We start from the raw sequence: 23,592 nt of genomic DNA on the forward strand, positions 1-23,592 counted from the left end.
CGCGCCGCTCTCGATGATGTCGGGGTAGATGGTGCCCTGCGCCAGGTACTTCACCGGGCGGCCGTCCTCGGCCAGCTCCTGCGCCACGGCGAAGAACTCCTGCCAGAACTGCGATCCGATGATGCGGCGCTTCTCCTCAGGCTCCACCACGTCGGCCAAAAGCGCCGCGTAGCGGTCCTCGGCGTGCACATGCACGAAGTCCACGTCGAACTGCTTTGTGAACACCGCCTCCACTTCCTCGGGTTCGTTCTTGCGCAGCAGCCCGTGGTTCACGAACACGCAGGTCAGCTGCTTGCCGATGGCGCGGGCGCACAGCGCTGCCACCACGGAGGAGTCCACGCCGCCCGAAAGGCCCAAAATCACGCGGTCGTCGCCCACCTGCGCGCGTATCGCCGCCACGGCGTCGTCGATGATCGAGTCCATCTGCCACGACGGCTCAAGGCCGCAGATGCCGAACAGGAAGTTGCGCAAAAGCTCGTCGCCGCAGGCGGTGTGGCGCACCTCGGGATGGAACTGCGTGGCGTAGAGCCGCCGCTCGGGGCATTCCATGGAGGCCACGGGGCACACGTCGGTCGCGGCCGTCACCGCAAACCCCTCCGGCACCCGGCTCACGGCGTCGCGGTGGCTCATCCACACGGTCTGCTCGACCGGCGTGCTGCCGTACAGCGAAGACGGAGCCGCTCCGTCGCGGCCGTCCAGGCGCGTGAGCGGCGCGGGGCCGTACTCGCCCTTCTCCGTATGCCCCACTTCGCCACCCAGCGTGACGGCCATGATCTGCTGCCCATAGCAAAAGCCCAGAACGGGGATGCCCAGCTCGAATATCTCCGGGTCGATGGACGGCGCGTCTTCTGCGTAGACGCTCGCCGGCCCGCCCGACAAGATGATGGCCGCCGGCGCAAGCGCGCGCACCTCATCGGCGGTGACGTCGCACGGCACGATCTCCGAGTACACGTGCAAATCGCGCACGCGGCGCGCGATGAGCTGCCCGTACTGGGCTCCGAAATCAACGACGATGACCAGCTGGCCGGTGGATGCGGTGCTCACGGATGGCTCCTTCGTATCGTGTGCCCGCGTGCGGCGCATGGCGCGCAGTGCGCGGGATCCCTCTCGTACAGCGGTATCTTACCCGAAAACGCCGGCTTCGCCTGCGAAGGCGAACCTGCCTGCACGCGTTTTGCACGAAGCGTCGGCGCGTCGTTGCTGCGGCAGCGGGGGAGGCGCGGTGGCTGCCGTCGTTTTCGGTCGTCCGCCCAATCCGGCCCCATGCGTTCCGGCCGCTTCCGCTGCGCGCCCTTTACCGCCCTTTCGCGTTGAGATGGTCCCGAGAACGCTCTCGCAAATACCTCGCCGGGTATATAATATTATTGATAGAGTCAGTGGAAGCGAAGGAGGAGGCGCCAATGCGGTCCAAGCCAATGCGGGCCAAAGCGCGCAGGGTTCTTGCGAATGCGCTGGCAAGCGCGTTCGCGGTGCTGGCCTTGGCGCTTTCCGGCTGCACGCTCGCCGCCGATCCCCCGGTTTCGGTTTCCGATTCCGTCCAACCGACTCAACCGGGCGATTCCTCTCAGCAGGGCGGGCAGGCGCCTGTCGGCTCCGACGAGATCCCCGCCTACGCGGGCAAGCCCGTCATCGAGCTGAACGGCGGCGAGCCGTCGTTTGGCGAGGAGGATCGCGCGCTTTCCCCGTTCGAGACGTATGCCCCGCTTGATGATCTTGGCCGTTGCGGTCCGGCTTTCGCGCTCGTCGGCCCCGAGACCATGCCAACGGAGGACCGCGGCAGCATAGGCGACGTGAAGCCGTCGGGCTGGCGCCTCGTCAAATACGACATCGTGGACGGGGCGTATCTCTACAACCGCTGCCATCTCATCGCGTACCAGCTTACGGGTGAGAATGCGAATGAGCGCAACCTCATCACCGGCACGCGTTTCATGAACGCGGAAAGCATGGTTCCTTTCGAAACGCAGGTTGCCGATTACATCGAGCGGACGGGCAACCATGTGCTGTATCGGGCGACGCCCGTGTTCGACGGCGACGATCTGGTGGCGCGCGGTGTGCAGCTGGAGGCGCTGTCGGTGGAGGACGACGGGTCGGGCGTGAGCTTCAACGTGTTCGCGTACAACGTGCAGCCGGGCGTGGCCATCGACTACGCGACAGGGGAGAGCTGGCTTGACGGCACGATAGAGGGTTCGGGTGATTTCGATGCATCGCGTTACGATTGCGTGCTCAACACCAATACCAAGCGGTTCCATCTGCCATCGTGCCCCTCGGTTGAGGACATGAAAGCGGACAACCGCGAGGGCTTCAACGGCGCGCGCGAGGAGGCGCTTGCCAAAGGCTACGAACCGTGCGGCCGATGCTCCCCTTGAGGCGCACGGTTTCTTCGCCGGCGCGGCGGGCCCGATGCGCCCGTTTCCCCGATGTGCCCCCTGTGGTTTCTGCCCGCCTTGGGCCCGTCCTCGTGTACAATGCCGCGCAGGAAGAACGCGCCTGAGGGCACCGAGTCAACCAAGGAGACCATCGCATGATCATCGAAGCTTTGAAAGCCCTGTTCATCGGCATTGTGGAGGGCATCACCGAATGGCTGCCCATCTCGTCCACCGGGCACATGATTCTTGTGGACGAGTTCGTGAAGCTGCAGGTGTCGGATGACTTCCTGGCTCTGTTCCTGGTCGTCATCCAGCTGGGCGCCATCGTGGCCGTGCTCACCCTGTACTTCCACAAGCTCAACCCCTTCTCAAGCCGCAAGACGCCCGCCGAGCAGCGCAGCACGTGGCGGCTGTGGGGCATGGTGGCCATCGGCTGCATCCCGGCGGCCGCCATCGGCCTTGCGTTCGACGACTGGGTGAACGAGCACTTCTACAACAAGGTGACCGTGGCCGCCATGCTCATCCTGTACGGCGTGGCGTTCATCGTGCTGGAGCGGCGCAACCGCCGGCGCCTGCGCGAGGCGGAGGCCGCCTTGGCCGCGCCGCGGGGCCGCCATGCGCGCCCCTCGTACGGCGACGCGTCCGACGAGGCCGAGGCCCAGCTGTTCAAAATCACCGACGTGGACGACATCGACTGGAAAACCGCCCTCAAGATCGGCTGCTTCCAGGTGCTCGCCATCATCCCCGGCACGTCGCGCTCCGGCTCCACCATCATCGGCGGCATGCTGTGCGGCTGCTCGCGCACGGCGGCGGCCGAGTTCACGTTCTTTTTGGCTATTCCCATCATGTTCGGCTGGGGACTGGTGAAGTGCGTGAAGTTCTTCCTGGCGGGGCTTGCCATGACGCAGACGGAGATCGTCGTGCTGGTGGTGGGCATCGCATCGGCGTTCGTGATGTCGGTGGTGGCCATCAAGTTCCTCATGGGCTACATCAAGAAGAACGACTTCACGGCGTTTGGCTGGTACCGCATCGTCGTGGGCGCGCTCGTGCTGGGCTACTTCGCCTTCGAGAGCATGGGCATGCTGCCGTAGGTCGCGCGTTTGCCTGCGCGCATCCGCCTTGCGTGCGCGAACATGCCGGGCGCGGGGCGGCCGCTGCGTCGCAGAGGGCCATGTCGCGTAGGGCCGCTCTTGCGCCGGCGGCCTCACATACCCAAAAACACGGCGAGCAACGGAATGGTCACCAGCGAGCACACCGTGGTGAGGAAGGTGCCCTGCGCCATGGTGCGGACGTCGCCGCCGTACTGGTAGCTCAGCATGGTGCCGTTGGTGGCAACCGGCATGGCCGATATGACCACGAGCACGCCCAGAAGCAGCGGGTCGTCCACGAAGAAGCGGAACGCAAGCCATATGAGCAGCGGCGTGACAACCAGGCGCACCAGCGCGGCCGCCGCAAGCCGAGGCCCGCCTATCAGCTCGCGCACCGGCATGTTGGCCAGCGACGAGCCGATGATCATCATGGCGGCGGGCGTGGTGAGCGACCCCAGCGTGTCCAGCGCCTCGCCCACGACGGGCACGCCGTGGGCGTTGGCGAACGTGAGGGCGAGCGCCGCCGCGCAGCTGACGATGGAGGGCGAGAGGAACGCCTTCGGCCCCATCTTCACCTTCACGCCGTATTCGTTGTCCTGCGCCAGAAACCACACGCCCACGGTGAACACCAGGCAGTTGAACGCCAGGTTGAAGATGGTGGCCAAAATGACCCCCTGCGCGCCGAATATGGCCATGATCACCGGATATCCCAGAAAACCCGTGTTGCCGAACACCAGCATGAACCGGTACGCGCCGCGGCTGCCGTGCGGAACGCGCAGCGCCGCCGTCACGGCGAACCCCACGGCGATGAGCACGACGTAGCTCAAGCACGCCACGGCCATGGTCCACAGCACCTGCGAGGGGGAGGGCAGCGATTCGGCGGTGAGCACCGATGCCAGGATCATGGCGGGAAGCGAGATGTTGAGGATGAGCTTGGAGAGCTTCTTGTCGAAGTCCTCGTCCATGAGGCGCAGCCGCTTGGCGGCGTATCCTGCGGCGCCGACGGCGAACAGAATCGCCATCTGCACGAAAATGTCGGCAAAGCCTGCGGCCATCGCTTGCTCCGTTCGCTTGTTGGGAACCGGTTGGAAAAATGCGAATGCAGCAGTATGCGCCTGCGCGCGCCGCTTGTCAAAGCGCGCCGCATGGTTGTCGCGGGAGCGGTCGGCGCGGGCGAGCGAGGTGCCGCCCGCGTCGGTGCTCCGGGACGGCAACCGCCGAACCCCCCGCCGGCTTCCCGCACCGCCTTCGCGGCCTTTCTCCCATGAAATTCCTTCCGAATGCGCGCGGCGCGCCCCCGAGCGCGTCGCTTTTGCTATCATGGTGGGCACACGAGGGGCGGGCGCTGCGAGGGGTCCGTCCACGCTCGTTACCGCCTGCGAGAGACATGAAAGGAACGACGATGTCTGACGAAAGCACCTCCCTCGCGGAGATCCAGGAGCATCGCGCCAAGATCGACGAGATCGACAGCCAGATCGTCGCGCTGCTCAACAAGCGCGCCGGCCATTCGCTGGTCATCCGCGGTCTGAAGCCCGGGGCGCATCTGGGCCTGTACGACGCCAAGCGCGAAGAGGAGATTTTCGCCCGCGTGTGCAGCTACAACGAGGGTCCCCTGTACAACGAGAACCTGCGCGAGATCTACGCCACCATCCTCAAGATCATGAAGGAGACCCCGTCCGTATGAGCGAAACGAATATTCCCCCCATTCCCGACCTGGGGGCCCGCACCGACGAGATCACCATCTACGCCGGTCCGTGCTCCGTTGAGTCGGTCGAGCAGTTCGAAGAGGTGGCCGCCTGCGTGGCGGGCCTCGGCCTCACGTGGATCCGTGGCGGCGCGTTCAAGCCGCGCACGAACCCGCACTCGTTCCAGGGTCTGGGCGAGGAGGCCCTCAAGATCATGGCGGACGCGGGCGAGAAGCACGGCCTGAAAACGCTCACCGAGGTCATGGACTCCGCGCACTGCGAGATGGTCCACTCCTACGTGGACGGCCTGCAGGTGGGCGCGCGCAACTTCCAAAACTTCAGCCTGCTGAAAAAGATCGGCAAGGTCACGGCCGAATCGGGCAAGATGGTGCTGTACAAGCGCGGCTTCGCGGGCACCATCGCCGAATGGCTGGCCGCCACCGACTACCTCACTGCCGAGGGCAACGACAACGTGGTGCTGTGCGAGCGCGGCATCCGCACGTTCGAGACGGCCACGCGCTTCACCCTTGACATTGCCGCGGTGCCGGTCATCCACAAGCAGTCGCTCTACCCGGTGTGCATCGACGTATCGCACCCCGCCGGCCAGCGCGACCTCGTGCCGTCGCTTGCCTACGCCGCCGTGGCGGCCGGGGCCGACTCCCTCATGATAGAGGTGCACCCCAACCCGCCGGTCGCCTTGTCCGACGGCCCCCAGCAGCTCACGCCCGCCCAGTTCGAGAAACTCGTGGGCGAGCTGCGCGAGGTGGCGGCCGTGTTCGGCAAGAAGATCGTGTAGCTTTAGGGTTTCGCCTTTGGTGTTCCGCCGGCCTTGTCGGTCGGCGGAACGGGCCGACGCTGCGAGGGGCTGGAGCACGCCGCCTTCGCGCGATCCCAGAGACTCACGTACCTTAAGTACGCTTCGCCTCTGCGATCCCGCGAATCCGGCGCATTCCAGCCTCTCTCGCTGACTTTGGTGCGACCTGAGATTTCTCGTCTGCTCCGCCAACGATGGGTCGGCGGAACCGCCTCTTACTCCAAATACGCTCCCGTCTGGCGGCCCCAGAGCTGGGCGTAGGCGCCGCCGGCGGCTATCAGTTCCTCGTGTGGGCCATCTTCGGCCACCTTGCCGTTGTCGAGCACCACGATGCGGTCCAGGCTGGCCACCGTGGAAAGGCGGTGCGCCACCACGATGGCCGTGCGACCCTGCATGAGCGTGGCCAGCGCATCCTGCACCAGGTGCTCGCTTTCCGAATCGAGCGCGCTTGTGGCCTCGTCCAGCACGAGCACCGGACAGTCGGCCAGAAGCGCCCGCGCGATGGCGATGCGCTGGCGCTGCCCGCCCGAGAGCTTCACCCCGCGCTCGCCCGTGACGGTGCCGAATCCCTCCGGCAGCCGTTCGATGAACTCCAGCGCGTTGGCCCGCCGCGCCGCCTCGCGGATCTGCTCCATGGTGGCGTCGGGGCGCCCGTAAGCGATGTTCTCCGCGATGGAGCGGTGGAACAGCAGCGCCTCCTGGGGCACGTAGGCTATCTGACGGCGCAGCGACTGCTGCGTGCAGGCGGCCACGTCCTGCCCGTCCACAAGGATGCGTCCCTCTTGAATATCGGACAAGCGCAGCAAAAGCTTTGTGAGCGTGGTCTTGCCCGCGCCGCTCATGCCCACCAGCCCCACGCGCTGACCGGCGGGTATGTGCAGGTCGAACCTGTCGAACACCTGCGTTTTCGCGTCGCCGTCGGTGTACCAGAAGCCGATGTCCTGAAAGTCGATGGCGCCCTCGCGCACCACGAGGTCGGGCGCGCCCGGCTTGTCAGCCACCAGGCGCGGCTCGTCGAGCGTGGCCGTCATGCCGCTGGCGTCGCCGAAGGCGCGGTTGAACCGCTGCAGGCCGTTGTTGATGAAGTTGAACTGGTTCGTGATGGTGTAGGTGTAGGTGAACATGATGACGAGCGTGCCGGGCGTGATGCCGAACCACGCGTTGCCGCCGGCGATGAACACCGTGACCACGCTCATGATGGTCACGGCGATGCACGCCGTGATGACGCCGCGCAGAAGCGATGCCCGCATGCGCTTGCTGTCGCGCGCCACCACCTCGCGGTTGGCCTGGTCGAACAGGCTCCGCTCGTAGTCCTCGCGTCCGTAGGTTTTCACGGCCAGGATATTGGCCACCGAGTCGGACAGCTCGCCGGAAAGCTGGTTTTGGGCCCCGGCGGCCTGCTCGTTGAGGTGCAGGATGCGCTTGTACATGATGTAGGACACGCACGCGTACACGGTCAGGAGCGCCATGAGCACGGCCACATACGCCGGCACGCGCGGGGCCAGCACGGCGCAGGTGGCAATGATGGAGCAGATCACCGGCAGAAACGGGAAGGTGATGGTTTCAAGCAGCAGCTGGTAGGCGCTCATGAACTTGGAGGTTTGGGACACCAGCGTGCCGCCGAAGCGGTTGGAGTGAAACGACATCGACTGGTTGCACAGCGCGTCGAAGCTCATGGTGGCCAGGTCGTAAGCGGCGGCAATCTCCAGCTTGTACATGGCGTAGTCCTGCAGCTTGCTGGCCGCCTGGCCCGCCACGTTGATGCCGATAAGCGCCACAATATAGGGGCCGAACACGGAAAGCACCTGGTCGGGCTCGGTGGGCGAGGCGCTCACGCGATCCACGATCAAGCTCATCACGAAGGGGTTGCCGTAGGACAGCAGCGCCGTGAACGCGAACGTCGCCACCATGAGGGTCACAAACAGCCCCAGGTGCCGTTTGGTGACCATCCAGAAGTAATGCAGCGTGCGCCGCGTGGAAGAGGGGTTGCCCACCATATCATGCCTTTCGTCGATCTCGTCGTTTTGAAGTGCCTATGGTACCACCTGGAGCGCGCTCGAAGGCAACCGCGCGGCGATCAAGGTGAGCCGATGTCGACACGACCCCGCCCTTGCCAAGCCCCTCCGGGGCGCCCTTAAGGTCTTGCGCGGCGGGTCGGTTCGGTCCGCGCCGACGATGGTTTAACAAATCGGCGCTCCTCCGAATGGCGAGAAATCACCGAAGTCGGAAAGCCTCAGCGGCGTATCCCCCTGCTGCGTCGGCAAAACGCCTGGTCGCTATCGGCCGCCAATTACCATGTGCCCTGTCGGAGGCGAATGATCTTCCGATTTCGGTGATTTCTCGCCATCCGGAGGCGATCTCTCTGTTAGACCAAGGTGGCGCGAACTCTGTTGGCCGGATCCCGGGCCGGTCCTTCCCGCTCAGGCGTGGCAGAAAACCGCCGTCCGACGGACCGGGGCCTTCCGACCCGGCCCGTCGCGCAAGGGTCTGCCGGCGTCTTGGGGATTCCGTCCGTTAGACGGGGCCTTCCGAATGTCCGACCGGGGGCTTGTTCCGGGGTTCGGCGAACGCGGACCAGCGCCAGCGGCGGTTCGACAGGGAGGGGAGCGCCGGACGGGCGCATCGAGCGCGTTGTCGAAAGCGGCCTGCCCGGCGCATGCCAACGCAGCGCCCCTTGCGCAGATTGCGCGCGTTTGCCTGTCGCACTCTGCGAAAAGCGGTAGAATACGAAAGCTTGTTTTCGCCTCCATCCGTAGGAGATTTCTCATATGCCGATCGACATTGAAACCCTGAACGGGCCGCAGCGCGAGGCGGTCACCACGACAGATGGGCCGCTGCTGGTGCTGGCGGGCGCCGGATCAGGTAAAACGCGCGTGCTCACCTACCGTATCGCGAACCTCATCGAAAACCACGGCGTGGCCCCGTGGCAGATCCTCGCCATCACGTTCACGAACAAGGCCGCAGCCGAGATGCGCGAGCGCTTGGGCGGTCTTGTGGGGCCGCGCGCCCGCGGCATGTGGGTGTCCACGTTCCACAGCATGTGCGTGCGCATCCTGCGCGCCGACGCCGAGCGCCTGGGATTCATGCGCAATTTCAACATCTACGATACCGACGACCAGAAGCGCCTGTACAAGGAGATCATGGCCGAGCTGGACATCGACCCGAAGCGCTTCCCGGTAAACGCCCTCATGAACCGCATCTCCACGGCGAAAAACGAGCTGGTGGTGCCGCTTGAGTTCGAGAAGCAGGCGGTCGACCCGGTGGGGAAGGTGGCCGCGCGCGTGTACACGCGCCTGCAGGAGCGCTTGAAAGCCGCGAACGCCTTCGACTTCGACGACCTTTTGCTCTACGCGTACCTGCTGCTCAAAAACCATGCGGACGTGCTCGACGCCTACCAGGACCGCTTCCGCTACATCATGGTGGACGAGTACCAGGACACCAACCACGCCCAGTACGCCATCACGGGCCTGCTGGCCGCCAAGCACAAAAACATCATGGTGGTGGGCGACGACGACCAGTCCATCTACAGTTGGCGCGGCGCCGACATCCGCAACATCTTAGAGTTCGAGCAGGACTACCCCAACGCCCACGTGGTGAAGCTGGAGCAGAACTACCGCAGCGTGGGCAACGTGCTTGCCGCCGCGAACGCCGTGATCGCCAACAACCAGCATCGTAAGGCGAAGAAGCTCTTCACCAGCGCGGAGGACGGCGACAAGATACAGGTGTACATGGCCGCCGACGAGCGCGACGAGGGCCGCTGGATAGCCGGCGAGATAGAGAAGCAGCGCGCTGCGGGGCTGTCGTACAACCAGATGGCCGTGTTCTACCGCACCAACGCGCAGTCGCGCATGCTGGAAGACATGCTCTTGCGCGCGGGCGTGCCCTACCGCATCGTGGGCGGCACGCGCTTCTTCGATCGCGCCGAGATCCGCGACGTGATGGCCTACCTCACGCTGGTGGTGAACCCGGCGGACGACATCGCGGCCAAGCGCGTGGTCAACGTGCCGCGCCGCGGCATCGGAAAGACCACCATCGAGCGCATCGAGCAGTTCTCGCGCGAGATGGACATGCCGTTTCTGGAGGCGGCGGAGCTTGCCATCGTGGACCCGGAGCTGCGCGCGTCCACGCGCCAGTCCGTCGCCGAGTTCGTGGGGCTTTTGAACGAGGCGCGCTCCTATGAGGGCGACCTGCGCAAAGTGGTCGAGGCCATCATCGACAAGAGCGGGCTTATCGGGGCGCTGCAGGCCGAGAACACCGACGAGGCGCGCGGTCGCATCGAGAACATCCAGGAGTTCCTGGGCGTTGTGGACGAGTTCGTGGACACCCACGACGAGGAGGAGGTGGAGGTGGAGGTTCCGTCGGCTTACCAGCCGACGGAACCGGCCGACGCTGCGGGCTCGCCCGACGGCACGGGAGCCCCTTTCGCGAACCGCGGCGCGGGCCAAAGCCCGCTTGGGTTCGCGACGGGGCTCCCGCACTCGTCGGGCGAGCCCTCGCTGGCTTCCTCGGGCGAACCTGCGAGCGAGGTGTTCTTCGCCGCGCCATCTGCCGGTGCGGAGGACGAGGGACAGCCCGTGCGCGTTTTGCGGGGCAACTCGCTTGCGGACTTCATCGAATGGGTGCGACTGCGCACCGACCTCGACACGGTGGCCGAGGACGGGCGCGCCGTCACGCTCATGACCGTGCACTCGTCGAAGGGCCTCGAGTTTGACTGCGTGTTCGTGGCCGGCATGGAAGAGACGCTGTTCCCGCACATGAACAGCGTGGGCGACGCCGCCGGTATCGAGGAGGAGCGGCGGCTTGCCTACGTGGCCATCACGCGCGCCCGCAAACGCCTCTACCTCACCTGCGCCTACGCGCGCCAGATCTTCGGGCAGACGTCGTCGAACCCCGTCTCGCGCTTCATCCAGGAGATCCCGAGCGAGCTGCGTCAGACTACGGGCGTGGGGTCGGCGGGCTTTAGCGGGACGGGCTGGGAGAAGCGCGGCAGCCGCAAGGGCATCGCGGGCAGCGGCACGGAGGCCGGCGGCGGGCGCGTGTTCGGGCGCTCGAGCGCCTCGGGCTCGGCGGGCCGCGCCGATGCGCGGCAAGGCCGCGTGGCCGGCAGCTACGTGCGCCCCGGCGCGGAGAAGAAGGCCGCCGCCAAGATGACCTTTGCGAAGGGCGACACGGTGGACCACAAGACCTTCGGCCGCGGCACCGTCATCAAGGTGGACGGCGACACCCTCCATATAAAGTTCGCCAAAACCGGCCAGACGAAAAAGCTGCTGAAAGACTACGCCCCCATCGTGAAGATCGGCGGGTAGGGCAGCGCTGCGGACGGCGGCGAGGCAACGGCATGGAAGGGGACGATCCCGGCAGACGCGGTACTCGCCAGGGCGTCGCCGTGCGTTATCCCAAAGCGGAGAGGTCGACTTCGTAGCGCATGCCTTCGGGGAGGCGTTCCTGCTCGAGGAACATCGTCATGTACAGAGGCAGGTAGGTGACCCTGCCTTCGCGGGCGACGTTTCCCTTGCTGAGCACGTAGGCGTGCTCGATGCCCCACTCCTTCACGTCGAGGACGTTGGAGAGGGCGCGATGTCGTTGCCAGTCGTTGCCGGACTTCACCTCGATGGGGATCACCCTCTTGCCCTGCTGCGCAACGAAATCCACTTCGCCCTGCCGTTTGCTGTTGAAGTAGTGCAGGTTGAAGCCGTGGGCGACAAGCTCTTGCGCGACGGCGTTCTCCACGATGCTTCCCATGTTGACCTCGAGGTTTCCCTGGAGGATGTCGAATTGGACGTTTCCCAAAGAGCTTGCGCAGAGAAGCCCGACATCGCCCATGAACAGCTTGAAGAGGCTGTGCTTGGCGTTCGCCGCAAGCGGCGTTGTGGGGGCGTTGACGTTGTAGCAGGGCAGGGCCACGCCTGCATCGGCCAGCCAGAGGAAGCTGCTCTCGTAGCGGTTCTGCCGCGCCGTCTTCGCGAGGTCGGCCAACACGAAGCGACGGTTCTTGTCGTCGAGCTGGGAGGGGATGGCGTCGAAGATGTCCCGGATCTTCGCCTTGTCCCCGCCTGTCGCGTACTTGGCGATGTCCTGCCGGTACAGGGCGGTGATGTCGCGTTGCAGTCCCAGCATTTGGGCGATGTCATGGGTGTCGACGTATCGCTGCACGACTTCGGGCATGCCGCCCACCACGAGATAGGCGGCGAAAAGGCGCATCATGGTTTCGTGCACGGCGTCGCTTACGGGCTTTTCCGAGAGGAAGCTGCTTCGCAAAAGCTCGATCGTTTGATTTTGGACGCCGTTCGCAAGGCAGAACTCCTCGAAGTCCAGAGGATGCATGCGAAACGGTTCCTCGAACCCCACCGGATAAGAAGCCACCTCCTTGGTTCTGATCCCCAGAAGCGAGCCTGTTTCCACGTAGTCGAACCTACCGTCTTCCACGAGGGACTTGATGGCGGTTCGCGCACGCGGGCATTCTTGGATCTCGTCGAGAAGCACGAGCGTCTTTCCCGGTTCGAGGGGCGTGCGCAGGTACGCGGTGAGGTTCGCTGTGATGGTGTCGGCATCAAGCGAGTTCGAGAAGATGGAGGCCGCTCCTTCGTCCATAAGAAAGTTCAGTTCGGCGAAGTGCTCATAGCGCTTTTGCGCGAACGCACGCACCAAGGTGGTCTTCCCGATCTGGCGTGCGCCGGAAAGCATCAGGGCTTTCTTCCTCGTCTCTTTGTGCCAAGATTCCAGTTTGTCCCAAGCTTTCCGATAGAGCATGGTTCCTCCACGTATCAATTTGCAACGATTTTCAGCTCCATAATATGCCTTCTGCAACGTTTTTCGCAATAACGAACCACATATTGCGACGTTTTTCCGAATTGACGGTGGCACTCACATGCCTTTGGGACGGATAGCTAGACGCGCGTAATCCTGTCGTTGGTGGAAGACGTGAGCGACAAACACGGTGTTTTGCCTGAAGAAACACAGCACCACGTAGGATCCCGCGAACACGGCGTGGTAACCAAGCGCTGCCAAATCGGGCATGCGGGAAAGGCCATAGAGGTTGGGGTTCTCGCACACGAGCGCTATCTGTCAGTCGAACTCGTCTGCAAATGCGCGGGCGGGCTCCGGATTGTCTGCTACGGTCGTAAGATATTCAATGATGCCCTCGTAATCATGCTGTGCTCCGTCGAGCATCATGAACTCATAGGCCATAACGCTCCCTTATGTCCTTAACGAACGACGCGCCGTCCGCATAGCGACCGGTGGCGAATTCGTGTTCCGCGCGGGCGATGCGCTCCATGAGGCGCATGCGAGCCAATTCCTCCCGCAGCGCCTCGTAATCGTCGCTGCGCATGACGACGAAGGCGTCGTAGCCGTTGCGGGTAACGGTGGCGGGGATGGCCGCTTGCTCAACCGTTCGGGCGAAAGCGACCGTGTCTTTCATGTCCTTGATGGGCACGTAGGTGGGCATGATGAGTTCCTTTCCTTAATTATGGCCTGGTCATACCATGCTGCGGGAAACGAAACGGGAAACCCGGTGCGTCGGTGGACGTCGCCCGGTTGGCGCGGCTTCTCCGTTGCGTCCTACGCCCCGCTCGCGCACCCCGCGCACCAGGCGCAGGCGGCGGGGGTGGCGGCGATGCCGCCGAGGGCGCTTTCGCGCAGCTCGAAGGGGAGGGCGCGCCCCACCTTGTCCATGGCCTCCACCGTTTGGTCGAACCCCACCAGGTTGCCGATGCCGGCGAGCGCGATCTGGGCGCTCGCGAGGGCCACGGCGGCTCCGGCGGCGTTGCGCTTCTGACACGGCACCTCCACCAGCCCCGCCACCGGGTCGCATACCAGTCCCATGAGGCTCATGAGCGCGTTGCCGGCGGCGTCCAAGCATTGGGCGGGGGTGCCGCCTGCCAGCTCCACCGCCGCTGCGGCCGCCATGGCCGCCGCCGAGCCCACCTCGGCCTGGCAGCCGCCCTCCGCGCCCGATACCGTGGCGTTGCGCGTGATGAGGTACCCCACGGCCGCCGCGCAGGCAAGCCCCTGCACCAGCTGATCGTCGGTGTAGCCCTTTGACTGTTGAAGGGCAAGCAGCACGCCAGGTAGCACGCCGGCCGACCCGGCGGTGGGGGCCGCCACGATGCGCCCCATGGAGGCGTTCGTTTCCAGCACCGCCATGGCGAAAGCGATGGCAGCGGCCAGCTGGTCGTCGCAAAGCGACCCTCCCTCGGCGCTCAACCGGGAAAGCTTGCGCGCCTCCCCGCCCAAAAGACCGCCCATGGAGGGCAGCGCCTCGCGCGCGGGCTCTGTGGCCGCCTCGCGCATCACGGACAGCGCCGTGCGCAGGTAGCGTCGCGGGAAGGTGGCGCGCCCCAGGCTGGCGGCAAGCGCCTCCTCGCGTGCGAGGAACGCCTCGGAAATGCGCGCCCCGTTCCGCTCGCACCAGGACAGGAGGGCCGCGCCGGTGGGGAAGTCCAACTCGGAAAACCGCCGCAGCGCATCGTCGGCCGCATCGTCGGCCGCGCTGGCCCCGGCCGCACCAGCTCCAGGTGCGCTAGCTGCTGCAGCCCCGGACTCGCCCTGCGTGTTTCGCGCCGGGCCGCAGGCGGTGCCGGGTATGACGCGCACGTCGCGCACGGCGGGATGGCTCTCGATGGCTGCCTTGGCAAGCGCGTCCACGTCGTGGTCGGTCTCCAGCACGGTGTAGGCCACCTGGCCGCGCCGCTCGCGGAACATGCGCGCGGTGGCGATGTTGACTCCCCGGTCGCCTAAGCTGCGCGCGATGTGCGCGAGCACGCCGGCCACGTCGCGCTGCCGCACCACCACGCTCGTGCTCTCCCCGGTCACGTACACCTCTATGCCGTCGATGCGTCGGATGACCGCCGCGCCGCCGCCTACGCTCTCGCCGCGCACGCTCATCTCGTTGCCGGCGGCGTCGGTTGCGCGGATGTCGATGGTGTTGGGGTGGTCGTAGTCGTCCGAGTCGGGCAGCGGATGGAAGGAAAACGAAAGCCCCGCCTGCTCGGCCAGTGTGAACGAGTCGCGAATGCGCAGGTCGTCGGCGGTCAGACCCAGCATGCCCGCCACGAGCGCCTTGTCGGTGCCGTGGCCGGAAAGCGTGTGCGCGAACGATCCTAGAAGCGAAAACTCCACGCGCACCGGCGCATCCAGACACAGCCCCCGCGCCATGGAGGCGATGCGCAAGGCGCCCGCCGTGTGCGAGCTGGAGGGCCCCACCATGATAGGCCCGATGATGTCGGTCAGTCCGATCGTTTCCATGAAGCCGTCCTTCCAGCTGTTCGGTGATCCGCCATTCTATCATGCGCCCGGCCTCCGGCTGCGCAGGTGTGGACAAAGGCGCCGCTCTTCGGTACCATCCAGCATCATCTGCCAAGGAGGTGTCGTGTCTGCCCGGTTTCGGTTCGTGCGGCATGCTGTGGCGCGCAACGTGCGGCACGCGTGGCCGTGGTGGCTGGGCTTCGCCCTCATGTGGCCCGTCCGCTACATTCCAAGAACAAGCCTGTTCTTCGATGCGTTTCGCGAATGGGGGATGCTGCAGCTTCTTGGATGCGCCCTCGCGTTCCTGGCGCTGCTTGCTGCCGCCCGGCCCTTGCGCCGGCTGTCCGTCCGCGCTGCGCGCGCGGGGTCGTTCGGCGTCGGGGTGGCTGCGTCTTTGGGGTTCGTCTGCATCGGGGACGGCGGGAACGGGCTTCTCCTTCCTATCGGCTATGCGGCTATCGGGGCGGCGCATGCGGGATTCCTTGCGTTGTGGCACCGCGCTTTCGGCGGGATGCGGGCGGTGGACGTCATGGTGTGCCTTGCCCTGGCGTCGGTCGGCCTTGCCGTTGTCGACAGCGCGCTGTTGCTGCTGCCCGACCAGGTTGCGCGTTCGCTCATGGTGCTGCTGCCGCTTGCCTCGCCGGCGCTGCTGTGCCGGACCCTGCCCTTAGCGGCGCCCGCTTGCGAAAAGGGACCGCGGCGGGGCGTGAAGGGGGCCGATGCAGGCTACTACGTCCTTGCCGTGGTGGTCGGGTGCGCGTTCGGGTTCATGAGCAAGATCGTCTGCCAAGGGCCTTCGCTCGGCAACGATCTGCTCTCCGTAGCTACGCTACTGGTCATAGCCCCTGCGCTGGCGGCGTCGGCGCCCTTCGTTGAAACGAAGGGGTTCCGGCCGGTTCTCATGCAGGTGGCCCTCCCCGTCGTCGCGGCGGCCTTCCTGCTTCTGCCCATAGCCCCCTGGCCCTTGTCGGTGACGAACACTTTGTGCATAACGGGGGCGTACTATTTCTACTTCGCCATGTTCGCGTTTTGGGCGTCGGAGTCATCTTCCAAGGGGTTCGCCCCGTTCGCGCTGTTCTTCTTCCTGCAGTCGTTTGCCGAGCTCGCCTCGTCGGCTGCGGCCGCCCGCGCGCTTCCCCTCCTCCAGGATTACGGCAACGCCCTGTTCGTTGTGGCGCTGGTGGCCGTGTACGTGTTCTTCATCGTTTCGAACGCGTTGGCGAAGCGCGCCGACGCGGACCTCGGCGTGGCGGCGGGCGAGCGGGCCCACCGCGAGGCCCTGATGGACGCAGCGTCCTCGTTCGACCTCACCGAGCGCGAGCGCGAGGTCCTGGTGCTCCTTGCTTTGGGCAAGTCGCGCAGGGCCGTGGCCGCAGAGCTGTTCGTCAGCGAGGACACCGTGAAAACCCATACCCGAAACCTCTACAGGAAGCTGGGCGTCCATTCCCGAGACGACCTGAAAGGGCTGCTCAACAGCCATTCACCCTTTTCGGGGTAAAGGGTTTGCGCCCGTTTCGCCCCCATCTGCCCCTTACCTTTATCCCGGCAAGGCGCCTACGTTGTCCTCGGGGCGGCGCCGAAGCCGCCTTTGGAGAGGGCATCTTCGAGCAAGGAGGGACAAGATGGAGAGGACGCGAAGGGATTTCGTTTTGGGGGCGGCGGCCGTGGGGACTGCGGCTGTGGGGGCCGCGCTGTTCGGCTGCGCGCCGCAGACCGCTGCCGACGGGCAGGGGTCTGCGCAGGCCGGTGCGACCGGGGATGCCCTGGCATGGGACGAGGAGGCCGACGTCGTGGTGGTGGGCGCCGGCGGCGCGGGCGGTGCGGCGGCGTACGCGGCGGCGAAGGAAGGCGTCAAGGTCATCGTGCTGGAGAGCATGCCGAACACCGCCTTCTCCTCCACGTCGCTGTGCGGCGGCTACATGACGCTCGTCGATTCGGAGGAGCAGCGGGCCGAGGGCGTGAAGGACACTCCCGACACGCTCGTCTCTGACCTCAAAGCTTGGGGTGCGGACATCGACGAGGGCGTGGTGCGCCGCTACGGGGAGCTTGGCCACGAGTACTCCCTTGTGCTCCAGGAACTGGGGGTTGCCAAGCTCAGCGAGGCCATCACGAAGGCTCCCGGCAGCAGCATCCCGCGCACGCTCACGCTCGACCCCAAGGACCATCAGCAAAAACTGACGGACGCCGCCCAGGCGGCCGGCGCGGACTACCGCTTCGAGACCGAGGGGCAGCGGCTGGTGACGGACGGCGGCAAGGTGGTGGGCGTCATCGCGAAGAAGGGCGGCACGGAAACCAGGATCCGCGCGAGCAAGGCCGTCATCATTGCCACGGGAGGCTTCACCAGCTGCCCCGACCTGCTCGAAAAGTGCATGAAGGGCCTGTCGGCCATCAAGAGCATGGCCTGCCCCGCGCACACCGGCCTCATGCACTACGCCGCGTTCAACCTGGGCGCGCAGTTCGACGGCATCCCCTGGATCTACGCGAACGAGGGCATGCATCCGACGGCCAGCGATATGAACGGGTACGCGAACCTTTTCGTCTACGGCGCCGTGAAGGTCAACGCCGACGGAAAGCGCTACGTGAACGAGGGCATGTTCATCGGCAACGCCATGACGCGCGCCCTGCTCGACCAGCCCATGAAAGACGGGGAGTACTTCAACTACCAGATCATGGATCAGAAGGCGTACGACCTGGCCGCTGCGGCCGGCAAGCCTTTGGGGGTGTTCGAGGAGAACAAGGACCTGTTCGTCCAGGCCGACACGTACGAGGAGCTGGCCGAGAAGCTGGGCGCGCCCGACCTGCCGGGTGCCATGGCGCGCTACAACGAGGACATGCGCGCGACGGGCGTCGATTCGGCCTTCGGGCGCGACGTGCTGTACGGCCAGGGCACCGGGCAGCCGTTCCCGCTCGACACGCCGCCCTTCTACGCGTTCGCCAACGTGCCGTGGCTTGCGTACGACCCGGTGACCACGTTCATCGTCAACGCCGACTCCCAGCTGCTCGACCAGTACGGCGACCCCATAGAGGGCGTGTACGCTGTGGGCGAGATAGCCCTCCGCCCGGCGCTCGGGAACGTGTACTGCCAGGGCGCCGCGACGGGCGCGGGGGCCTGCTTCGGCCTGCAGGCCGGCCGCGCGGCCGCGCACCTGGGCGAGTAGGGAGGCGAAGGCGCCGGGCCCGCGCCGCCTTGGGTGGGCTTCAGGCAAGATCGGCCAGGATCGGGCGGGGCCCGCGTCGCGGAATCGGCGCGGGCCCCGCCTACTTTCGCGAGATTCGGTGGTGAAACGCGGCCCCCGCGCGCTTGCGCGCTATACTAGGCCCCGTCGCGTCTGCGCATGCTGCGCGTCGCGCGCCCCGTGAAACCGAACGATCCCGGTCCGCCTGCGGCGGGTCGGACTCCCGAAGGAGCGCAACTATGCCGGCATCCTCGCCGATCATCGTGGTGGGACACAGGAACCCCGACAACGACGCCATCTGCTCGGCCGTGGGCTACGCCTACCTCAAAAACGAGCTCGCGCGCCGCGAGGAGGCCTCCGGCCGCCCGGCGCACTCCTATCAGCCCGCGCGCCTGGGGCCGCTTCCGCCGGAGACGGCGTGGGTGCTGGAGAGCAACGGGCTTCCCGCCCCCGACGTCATCGGGCACATCCACGCGCGCGTGCTTGACGTGATGACGCCCGACCCTATTTCCATCAGCCACAACGCCACGCTTTTGGAGGCGGGGCGGCTCCTGCGCCAGCACAACATTCGCGCGCTCGTGGTCACCAACGACGACGGCACCTACCGCGGCCTTGTCACCACGCGCATGATCGCGGAGCGCTACATCGCCGCCACCGATGTGCTGGAGGCGGGGGGCGCCAACGAGATGGCGGTGGCGGGCGACCTCATCGCCTCGCTCGGCCAGAAGGTGGAGGACATCATCGAGACGGACGTGCTTGTGCTGGACAAGGACGGCCTGCTCAAGGAGGCCGTCGAGGACCTCATGGCCAGCGCGCTGCGCGAGGCCGTGGTGCTTGACCCTAACAGGTTCGCCATCGGCATCGTCACGCGCTCGGACGTGGCCGTGCGCCCGCGCCGCCGCGTCATTTTGGTGGATCACAACGAGACGCGCCAGGCCGTGCCCGGCATCGAGGAGGCCGAGGTGGTGGAGATCGTCGACCACCACCGCATCGGCGACGTCACCACCACGTCCCCCATCAAGTTCACGAACCTGCCCGTGGGCTCCAGCGCCACCATCGTCACCATGGAGTTCCGCCGTTTCGACGTGGAGATACCTCCCGCCATCGCCGCGGTGCTGCTGTCGGCCATCATGACCGACACGGTGGTGCTCAAGTCGCCCACCGCCACCTACGTGGACCGCGAGCAGGTGGATCATCTGGCCGGTATCCTGGGGGTCGACCCCGTGGAGTTCGGGCTGTCGGTGTTCCGCTGCCGCGGGGGAGAGGCGAACATGCCCGTGGAGAAGCTGGTGGGAGCGGACTCCAAGGAGTTTCAGCTTGGCGACGCCACGGTGCTCATCGCCCAGCGCGAAACGGTGGATTTGCCCGGCGTCATGGAGCGCGAGCAGGAGATCCGCGAGGAGATGCGCCGCCTGAAGGACATCCACGGCTACGAGTTCGTGCTGCTTATGGTCACCGACATCGTGGCCGAGGGCAGCCAGCTTCTCTGCGAGGGCAACCGCCGTATCGTCAACCGCGTGTTCGACATCGAATGCACGGGCGAGGGCGGCACGTGGATGCCCGGCGTGCTGAGCCGCAAGAAGCAGGTGGCCGCCAAGATACTGGGCGCGTAGCCCGCGCTTCGCCAAGCCTACGCGCCCAGCTGAGAGGGCTCGCGCCAGCGCTTTTCGAAGAACGAGACGAGGAAGCTGCGGAATGCGGCGGCTTCCTCACGCCCGTCCGCCTCGGCCTGCGAGATCTCGAGCGTGCGGACGAACCGCGCGTCGGCCAGCGCAGCGAGCCGCGCGCTGCCCTCGCCCAGGGCGCCCCAGCTGCGCTCGGGCCAAAACCCCACGCCCAGCCCCAGCCCTATCATGCCCCTCACCACGGCGGGGCTGTCGCTTTCGAACGCCACGTGCGGCGCGAAGCCGGCTTGCGCGCACAGCTCGTCGCACAGCGAGCGGAACGCGCGGCTGCCGGCCAGGCAGATGAACGGCTCGCCGGCAAGCTCCTCAAGGGCAAGGGGGCCGGCGCTCTTGCGGTCGGCCGGCACCGCCACCCCGATGCGCTCGACGAAGCGGGCGGCCTCGAAACCCCGGTCCGCGCGGTCCGCGCCGCCGTGCACCGTGCGAAGCCGCACGTCCCAGCGCTGTGAGGCGGCGTCCTGCATGACGACGAAACGCGCGTCCGCGTGGTCGGCGCGCCAATCCGCAATGGCCTCGACGGCCATGCCCGAGGCCGACTCTATCGCCAGGCGCACGGTGGTCCGCTCGCGCCCGGCGACCTCGGCCAGCTCATCGGGCAGCGCGTCGAGCGCGGCCAGCACAGGTCCCACGCGGTCGCGCAGCGCCTCGCCGCAGGGCGTGAGGCGCACGTTGCGCCCGACGCGCTCGAGCAGCCTCACTCCCAGCTCGCGCTCAAGCCGCTTGATGGACTGCGTGAGCGCGGGCTGGGCCACGTTGAGCCTCCGCGCGCTGTTCGTGACGTGCTGCGTGCGCGCCACCTCCTCGAAGTACCGAAGCTGCTGAAGCTCCACCGTCCGCCTCCTCGCATGCTCTCAAAACCAATAACGTTCATCATATCATTTAAATCTGAAAGATATATTAGACGATAAGGGGGGCCGAAGCGTACGCTGGGGCGCGAAGGGCGGACGGCCGTCGTTTAGGCGCGGGACGCGCAGGAAGCGCGCAAGGCGCGCGGGACACAGGCGACGGAAAGCGCGCGCAGGGCGCGCGGGATGCGGAAAGCGAGGGACGAGGAGCGCATGGCGGAGGTTCTGGAGGCGGCGATGCTCGTCTGCTTCGGCCTGTCGTGGCCGATCAACGGGTACAAAAACTACAAGGCGGGCACGGCTGTCGGAACAAGCTGGCAGTTCATCGCGCTCATCACGGCGGGGTACGCGGCCGGTATCGCGGCGAAGTTCGCGTCGGGGACGCTGAACTGGGTGCTGGCCGTCTACGTGATCAACCTCGCGTGCGTGGGGTTCAACTGGGCCGTGTACTTCCGCAACCGCCGCCTGGACGCCCGGCGCGAGGCGCAGGACGCGGCGGCTTAGCGCGCAGGCGCCCCGGCCGCGTCACAGCACCACGTCTGCGAGCGGGCGCTTCGGCACGTGGTGAACGCCCTCGTCGTCGCGCCAGTAGGCGGTGGGGTCGTCTGGGGCCGCAGCCTCCAAGCGCACCTTTTCGACGGGTCGGCCGAGCGCGAGCACGAGGTCGGGCCTGAACCGCTCCGCGTCGATGCCGAGCGCCTCCGCCACGCCGCGCTTCTTGAACGATCCCACGATGCAGCCGCCGAACCCGGCCTCCGCGGCTTGCAGCATGATGGTTTGGGCGGTTATGCCCTCGTCCCAGAAGGTGAACGCGTCGGCGAGCGAGCGATCCCGGTCGCAGCAGACGACGATGTAGCCGCTCGGGCGCTCGCCGGGCTTTGGCCCGTCCCAGTCGGGCAGTGCGCGCGCCCAGGCGCAGCAGGCGAACACCTCCGCGCATTCCCGCTCGTCGGACACTATGCGGAAGCGCAGCGGCTGGGCGTTGCCGCTCGAGGCCGCAAGGCGGGCGCCGTCCACCCACGATTCCAGCAGCTCGCGCCCGATGCGCGCGGACTCGTCGAATCGGCGGTAGCTTCGGCAGGCGGCTATGGTGTCGCGCAGCATGGGACTCTCCTTCCTCAAGATCCGCAGTCGGCGCGCGGGACGCGTCTTCGGTTCCGTTTCCGGGATTGCGTCGCGCGCCGGCCCGCTTCGCATTATAATGGAGCGAACCGCTTCGGTATCAATTTCGCCGGGCGGGCGACTTGCGGGGTCGGGCGGCGGCTTGCCGTCCCGACGCGGCCTCTCTCGCCCGCCGCAGCGCGCCCTGTCGGAAGGAGAGCCATGAACCCGAACCGCCTGATGAGCCTCTTTTTTGAGTTCGTCCGCATCGAAAGCCCCTCGCGCCACGAGGCAGCGATGGCCGCCCGCTGCGCCGAGGAGCTGCGTGATCTGGGCTTTTCGGTGCGCTTCGACGACTCGGCCGCGCGGACGGGGTCGGACACGGGCAACCTTATCGCGCATCTGCCCGGCACCGTTGCCGGCGCGCTTGTGCTCTCGGCGCATCTTGACACCGTGCGGCCGTGCGCGGGCATAGAACCTGTCGTGGAAGGCGGCGCGGTTCGCTCGGCCGGCGACACCATCCTGTCCGCCGACGACAAGGCCGGCGTGGCGGCCATCCTCGAGGGCGTGCGCTGCGCGGTGGAGGCGGACGCGCCCCGGCCCGACATCACCGTGCTGCTCACCACCTGCGAGGAGCTGCATCTTCTGGGCTCGAGCGCGCTTAATGCCTCCGAGCTGCCCGCCGGCGCTCCGTGCTACGTGCTGGACGCCGACGGCGCGCCCGGCACCGTCATCGTCGGCGCTCCGTGCCACTGGGCGTTCTCCGCGCGCTTCGCGGGCCGCGCAGCGCATGCGGGCGTGGCGCCGGAGGAGGGCGTTTCGGCCATCGCCATGGCGGCTGCGGCTGTGGGCGCCATGCCCCTTGGCCGCATCGACGAGGCCACCACGGCAAACGTCGGCACCATTTGCGGCGGACGCGAGACGAACGTGGTGCCGGACGCCTGCGAGATCACGGGCGAGTGCCGCTCGCTTGCGCCCGAGCGCGCCGAGGGCCAGAAGGCCGCCATGACCGCCGCCCTCCGGGACGCCGCCGCGCGTTTCGGCGGCTCGGTGGAGGTCGAATGGACGAAAAGCTACGATGCCGTGCGCTACGCCGAGGACGACGAGCCCGTGCGCCGCGCGGTCGCCGCGGCCCGCGCGGCCGGCCTCGAGCCGCGCCTGCGCCGTTCCGGCGGCGGGGCCGACGCGAACGTGCTGTGCGCCCGCGGCGTGCCCGCCCTCACCTTGGGCATCGGGATGGAGGCCTACCACTCCACAGACGAGCGCATAGCCGTGTCCGACCTCGAGGGCACCGCCCGCCTCGTGGAGGCCCTCATCGCCCAGAGCGCCAAAGGATAGGAAAGCCGATGAGGAGAAAAACGCGCGCTTTGCCCCGAAAGCCCGTGCTGGCGCGCTCCGAAACGTGAAAAACTTCCGGAACATAAGGCAAAGAATCCCTCGTTTCCCGGGCTACGGGCGATTCACCTGCGTAAACGTTTGTCAAGAGGAATAGATACACCCGGATGCGTGGCGTTTGACAACCTCGTATGCGGATGGTAGAGTTCTCGTCCGCGTCCCTCAGGGGATGCTTGTTTCCGTGTGCGCAT

19 protein-coding genes are annotated in these 23,592 nt (G+C 66.6%); 10 read left to right on the forward strand and 9 right to left on the reverse strand.

The window, feature by feature from the left end; genetic code table 11:
- Positions 1-1,083, reverse strand: a 1,083-nt coding sequence (guaA, locus tag ACWKY3_RS05220; RefSeq protein ID WP_449315367.1) for a glutamine-hydrolyzing GMP synthase, incomplete at its 3' end; no start/stop codon positions are given.
- Between the two features lie 317 nt (positions 1,084-1,400).
- Between guaA and ACWKY3_RS05225 the strand changes: the two genes are divergently transcribed.
- Both ACWKY3_RS05225 and ACWKY3_RS05230 read left to right on the forward strand, forming a co-directional pair.
- Positions 1,401-2,366, forward strand: a complete 966-nt coding sequence (locus tag ACWKY3_RS05225) for a DNA/RNA non-specific endonuclease (RefSeq protein WP_449315368.1) — start codon at positions 1,401-1,403, stop codon at positions 2,364-2,366.
- Between the two features lie 155 nt (positions 2,367-2,521).
- Positions 2,522-3,457, forward strand: a complete 936-nt coding sequence (locus tag ACWKY3_RS05230; protein WP_449315369.1) for an undecaprenyl-diphosphate phosphatase — start codon at positions 2,522-2,524, stop codon at positions 3,455-3,457.
- 113 nt (positions 3,458-3,570) lie between these two features.
- On the opposite strand, the gene ACWKY3_RS05235 is transcribed toward ACWKY3_RS05230, so the two are convergent.
- A complete protein-coding gene (locus tag ACWKY3_RS05235) occupies positions 3,571-4,509 on the reverse strand; it encodes an AEC family transporter (RefSeq protein WP_449315370.1) in 939 nt (312 codons plus the stop codon).
- 347 nt (positions 4,510-4,856) lie between these two features.
- On the opposite strand from ACWKY3_RS05235, the gene ACWKY3_RS05240 reads away from it, so the two are divergent.
- Complete coding sequence (locus ACWKY3_RS05240) at positions 4,857-5,138, forward strand: chorismate mutase (protein ID WP_449315371.1); 282 nt, start codon at positions 4,857-4,859, stop codon at positions 5,136-5,138.
- Complete coding sequence (aroF, locus tag ACWKY3_RS05245) at positions 5,135-5,935, forward strand: 3-deoxy-7-phosphoheptulonate synthase (protein ID WP_449315372.1); 801 nt, start codon at positions 5,135-5,137, stop codon at positions 5,933-5,935. The genes ACWKY3_RS05240 and aroF overlap by 4 nt, the downstream gene beginning before the upstream one ends.
- A gap of 233 nt (positions 5,936-6,168) precedes the next feature.
- On the opposite strand, the gene ACWKY3_RS05250 is transcribed toward aroF, so the two are convergent.
- Positions 6,169-7,950: an ABC transporter ATP-binding protein gene (locus tag ACWKY3_RS05250; RefSeq protein WP_449315373.1), complete on the reverse strand. Its 1,782-nt coding sequence runs from the start codon at positions 7,948-7,950 to the stop codon at positions 6,169-6,171.
- A gap of 771 nt (positions 7,951-8,721) precedes the next feature.
- Between ACWKY3_RS05250 and ACWKY3_RS05255 the strand changes: the two genes are divergently transcribed.
- Positions 8,722-11,259 (forward strand): ATP-dependent helicase, encoded by a 2,538-nt coding sequence (locus ACWKY3_RS05255; protein WP_449315374.1) that lies wholly within the window; start codon positions 8,722-8,724, stop codon positions 11,257-11,259.
- Between the two features lie 85 nt (positions 11,260-11,344).
- On the opposite strand, the gene ACWKY3_RS05260 is transcribed toward ACWKY3_RS05255, so the two are convergent.
- From ACWKY3_RS05260 to sdaAA, 4 genes are all read right to left on the reverse strand, one after another.
- Positions 11,345-12,703 (reverse strand): ATP-binding protein, encoded by a 1,359-nt coding sequence (locus ACWKY3_RS05260; protein ID WP_449315375.1) that lies wholly within the window; start codon positions 12,701-12,703, stop codon positions 11,345-11,347.
- Positions 12,704-13,018: 315 nt separating this feature from the next.
- Entirely contained in the window at positions 13,019-13,141 is a 123-nt protein-coding gene (locus ACWKY3_RS05265) for a hypothetical protein (protein WP_449315376.1), read from the reverse strand.
- The gene (locus ACWKY3_RS05270; protein ID WP_449315377.1) at positions 13,131-13,400 is read right to left on the reverse strand and encodes a type II toxin-antitoxin system Phd/YefM family antitoxin; all 270 of its coding nucleotides are present in this window, start codon (positions 13,398-13,400) and stop codon (positions 13,131-13,133) included. Before ACWKY3_RS05270 ends, ACWKY3_RS05265 begins: the two co-directional genes overlap by 11 nt.
- A 113-nt stretch (positions 13,401-13,513) precedes the next feature.
- Positions 13,514-15,199, reverse strand: a complete 1,686-nt coding sequence (gene sdaAA / locus ACWKY3_RS05275; RefSeq protein WP_449315378.1) for an L-serine ammonia-lyase, iron-sulfur-dependent, subunit alpha — start codon at positions 15,197-15,199, stop codon at positions 13,514-13,516.
- Between the two features lie 124 nt (positions 15,200-15,323).
- Between sdaAA and ACWKY3_RS05280 the strand changes: the two genes are divergently transcribed.
- The 3 genes from ACWKY3_RS05280 to ACWKY3_RS05290 all read left to right on the forward strand — a co-directional run bounded on the left by ACWKY3_RS05280 (position 15,324) and on the right by ACWKY3_RS05290 (position 19,988).
- Positions 15,324-16,697 (forward strand): helix-turn-helix domain-containing protein, encoded by a 1,374-nt coding sequence (locus ACWKY3_RS05280; RefSeq protein WP_449315379.1) that lies wholly within the window; start codon positions 15,324-15,326, stop codon positions 16,695-16,697.
- Between the two features lie 124 nt (positions 16,698-16,821).
- Positions 16,822-18,357: an FAD-dependent oxidoreductase gene (locus tag ACWKY3_RS05285; protein WP_449315380.1), complete on the forward strand. Its 1,536-nt coding sequence runs from the start codon at positions 16,822-16,824 to the stop codon at positions 18,355-18,357.
- Positions 18,358-18,614: 257 nt separating this feature from the next.
- Positions 18,615-19,988: a putative manganese-dependent inorganic diphosphatase gene (locus tag ACWKY3_RS05290; protein ID WP_449315381.1), complete on the forward strand. Its 1,374-nt coding sequence runs from the start codon at positions 18,615-18,617 to the stop codon at positions 19,986-19,988.
- A 17-nt stretch (positions 19,989-20,005) separates the two neighbouring features.
- On the opposite strand, the gene ACWKY3_RS05295 is transcribed toward ACWKY3_RS05290, so the two are convergent.
- Entirely contained in the window at positions 20,006-20,890 is an 885-nt protein-coding gene (locus ACWKY3_RS05295) for a LysR family transcriptional regulator (RefSeq protein ID WP_449315382.1), read from the reverse strand.
- Positions 20,891-21,118: 228 nt separating this feature from the next.
- On the opposite strand from ACWKY3_RS05295, the gene ACWKY3_RS05300 reads away from it, so the two are divergent.
- On the forward strand, positions 21,119-21,409 hold the full coding sequence (locus tag ACWKY3_RS05300; RefSeq protein WP_449315383.1) for a hypothetical protein: 291 nt from the start codon (positions 21,119-21,121) through the stop codon (positions 21,407-21,409).
- Between the two features lie 21 nt (positions 21,410-21,430).
- Here ACWKY3_RS05300 and ACWKY3_RS05305 read toward each other — a convergent pair whose 3' ends face one another.
- On the reverse strand, positions 21,431-22,009 hold the full coding sequence (locus ACWKY3_RS05305; RefSeq protein ID WP_449315384.1) for a nitroreductase family protein: 579 nt from the start codon (positions 22,007-22,009) through the stop codon (positions 21,431-21,433).
- A gap of 219 nt (positions 22,010-22,228) precedes the next feature.
- Here ACWKY3_RS05305 and ACWKY3_RS05310 point away from each other — a divergent pair, with 219 nt between their 5' ends.
- Positions 22,229-23,344, forward strand: coding sequence for a M20/M25/M40 family metallo-hydrolase (locus ACWKY3_RS05310; protein WP_449315385.1), 1,116 nt, complete (start codon positions 22,229-22,231; stop codon positions 23,342-23,344).
- The last annotated feature ends 248 nt before the right edge of the window (positions 23,345-23,592 follow it).

This window comes from Rubneribacter sp. (genome assembly GCF_965361815.1).

Bases quoted from the DNA above. Each gene is read 5' to 3' on its own strand.
- ACWKY3_RS05225 (WP_449315368.1), top strand. From the start codon at position 1,401: ATGCGGTCCAAGCCAATGCGGGCCAAAGCGCGCAGGGTTCTTGCGAAT.
- ACWKY3_RS05265 (WP_449315376.1), bottom strand. From the start codon at position 13,141: ATGGCCTATGAGTTCATGATGCTCGACGGAGCACAGCATGATTACGAG.
- sdaAA (WP_449315378.1), bottom strand. From the start codon at position 15,199: ATGGAAACGATCGGACTGACCGACATCATCGGGCCTATCATGGTGGGG.
- ACWKY3_RS05270 (WP_449315377.1), bottom strand. From the start codon at position 13,400: ATGCCCACCTACGTGCCCATCAAGGACATGAAAGACACGGTCGCTTTC.
- ACWKY3_RS05240 (WP_449315371.1), top strand. From the start codon at position 4,857: ATGTCTGACGAAAGCACCTCCCTCGCGGAGATCCAGGAGCATCGCGCC.
- ACWKY3_RS05285 (WP_449315380.1), top strand. From the start codon at position 16,822: ATGGAGAGGACGCGAAGGGATTTCGTTTTGGGGGCGGCGGCCGTGGGG.
- ACWKY3_RS05260 (WP_449315375.1), bottom strand. From the start codon at position 12,703: ATGCTCTATCGGAAAGCTTGGGACAAACTGGAATCTTGGCACAAAGAG.
- ACWKY3_RS05255 (WP_449315374.1), top strand. From the start codon at position 8,722: ATGCCGATCGACATTGAAACCCTGAACGGGCCGCAGCGCGAGGCGGTC.
- ACWKY3_RS05310 (WP_449315385.1), top strand. From the start codon at position 22,229: ATGAACCCGAACCGCCTGATGAGCCTCTTTTTTGAGTTCGTCCGCATC.
- ACWKY3_RS05305 (WP_449315384.1), bottom strand. From the start codon at position 22,009: ATGCTGCGCGACACCATAGCCGCCTGCCGAAGCTACCGCCGATTCGAC.
- aroF (WP_449315372.1), top strand. From the start codon at position 5,135: ATGAGCGAAACGAATATTCCCCCCATTCCCGACCTGGGGGCCCGCACC.
- ACWKY3_RS05235 (WP_449315370.1), bottom strand. From the start codon at position 4,509: ATGGCCGCAGGCTTTGCCGACATTTTCGTGCAGATGGCGATTCTGTTC.
- ACWKY3_RS05300 (WP_449315383.1), top strand. From the start codon at position 21,119: ATGGCGGAGGTTCTGGAGGCGGCGATGCTCGTCTGCTTCGGCCTGTCG.
- ACWKY3_RS05230 (WP_449315369.1), top strand. From the start codon at position 2,522: ATGATCATCGAAGCTTTGAAAGCCCTGTTCATCGGCATTGTGGAGGGC.
- ACWKY3_RS05250 (WP_449315373.1), bottom strand. From the start codon at position 7,950: ATGGTGGGCAACCCCTCTTCCACGCGGCGCACGCTGCATTACTTCTGG.
- ACWKY3_RS05290 (WP_449315381.1), top strand. From the start codon at position 18,615: ATGCCGGCATCCTCGCCGATCATCGTGGTGGGACACAGGAACCCCGAC.